Genomic DNA, 1,804 nt, shown 5'->3' with positions numbered 1-1,804 from the left:
CAGTTCGTGCACGACGCCAGGGCCCCAGGCCGAACTGCTGCTGACCTGCCGCGCCATATAATCGCCGACGATGACACGGCCGGGTTCGGTAACACGCGAAAACGGCCGGTAAACCCCCGGTGGGGCGGTGTCAATCCGTGCGCGAACCCTGGCGTCAGTGTCCTCTGGCGGCAGCGGACGATACGCTTCGTCGTCGTCGGTCCACACGTAGTCACATTCGCCGCAGCGATATTCAGGTGTGAACGGAGACGTGATCACACAACCGGCGATGTCGGTGCCCGGGCCCGGAGGTCCCGCGGGCATACCCCAGATCACCCTGAAGGTCCGCATCGCGGAGCAACTCGGGCACAGCGGTCGGAAGCCGAACATCACGTCATCGGCACCCGGGGCCAACGGCCGGTGCAAGCGGTCGTGGCACGGCATGCAGACGGTGAGCGGCCCGAAGCCGAAGAACTCCTGCTCGTGCTCATCGGCGAGCGCGTGCTGTTCCAACTCGACTCCGTCGTAGGAATGCCGTCCACAGCATGCGCAGGGAGCCCAACTGTCGTGAGGTGGCCAATCGGCCACATCAGCGAGGCAGCCGCGTTCGTCGAGTTCGCGCCAGGATGTGGGATCGGACGCCTCCGACTCGATCGCCTGCAGAAGCCGTTCACCGAGTTTCGGAGCGAGCGTGGCGGCCTCGGCCGGGAGCGTGGTGGCAAGCCTCGCCTCGACCGCCGCGATCGACAGGCCGAAGTCGAATGGTCCCATGTAGGTGTGTTCGTGGGAGCGCGTTGCGTCCGAATCGGTCTCGGATTCTTCGACGACGATGATCGCCGGGGTGTGACTGTCGGTCGTGACCACGACGAACAGGTCGCCGGCGTCCCAGCGTCCGGGGAAGCCGAATCGCAAGTCGTCGATATCGACATCGTCGTCGGGGTTGAAATAGCAGTCGACTGCTTGCTGCCACGGTGTAGCCGTCACCAGGTGGACGCGGCTGGTGAGCTCCGAGGAGTCGGTCATGAGGCGAGGTTTCTGCGCGCGTAGTCCCACACCGCGTGATCCAACTCGGTGGCGTTGACGTCCCGTTTTGCCGCGACGGCTGTGAGTAGCTGTCGGGCCTCCTGCGATGCGACGCGGTGGCCTACCGCCTTCTCGACGAACCGGAGAATCCACGTGTCGGCTTTGATGTCAGGGCTGCCGAGCAGCATTCCCAGGTACGACCACGTCACCGGACCGCAGCCCTTGACCGACAGATATGCGGCCTTCTGGTCTGGTGTGCTTCTGAACTGGCGCGCATGACGGACACCGACGTCGGTGAGAGCTCGTGCCGCATCGACGACGATCGCGGCCTTCGGTCGTCCGCTCGCCTGCGAAGAGTTGTCGACTATTCGAATGAATTCGGCCGGGTCGACCTGCGCGAGGACTTCGAGGTCGTCGAGGGGGCGAGCTTGATGGTCGCGCCATCGCTTGACCACGCCACGAACGCCGGTCTGGGGGCCGCCATAGCGCGCTTGGATGGAGAACACGGCATCGATCAGCGCCGCTTCGATTTCGCCGGGCCAACCGCCCGGCCAGGCAGGGAGGCTGTCACCGAGTGTGCTGGTGACGTACCTGTCCAGCGCTTCAACCTGATCCACGTGCTCTCTCCTCAGCCGCATTGGTGCGTCCGCAATGTGATCGCAGACACACCAAGGAGCGTTACTCGGCATCATCCGGCCTGGAACATGAACCGAGTGTCGAGCGGCGCCCGGACCGGTGCGAAGAAATCACGCCGCGTATGGGTCCAGATCGGTGGAACCGATGACCGCGGTCGTGCGTCTAA

The 1,804-nt window shown here is 64.6% G+C and carries 2 protein-coding genes; both read right to left on the bottom strand.

The genetic code is table 11. From position 1 onward, the window contains the following. A partial coding sequence (locus tag OSB52_RS24550) for a hypothetical protein (RefSeq protein ID WP_266063951.1) occupies window positions 1-1,002 on the bottom strand: 1,002 nt, incomplete at its 3' end. After that, window positions 999-1,619, bottom strand: coding sequence for a DUF8548 family protein (locus OSB52_RS24545; RefSeq protein WP_266063949.1), 621 nt, complete (start codon window positions 1,617-1,619; stop codon window positions 999-1,001). The genes OSB52_RS24550 and OSB52_RS24545, both read right to left, overlap by 4 nt. Window positions 1,620-1,804 lie beyond the last annotated feature (185 nt).

Source organism: Gordonia aquimaris (assembly GCF_026262595.1).
Lineage (GTDB): Bacteria > Actinomycetota > Actinomycetes > Mycobacteriales > Mycobacteriaceae > Gordonia > Gordonia tangerina.
Note: the sequence above shows the minus strand (reverse complement) of the source record. Positions and strands in the feature narration are given on the sequence as shown.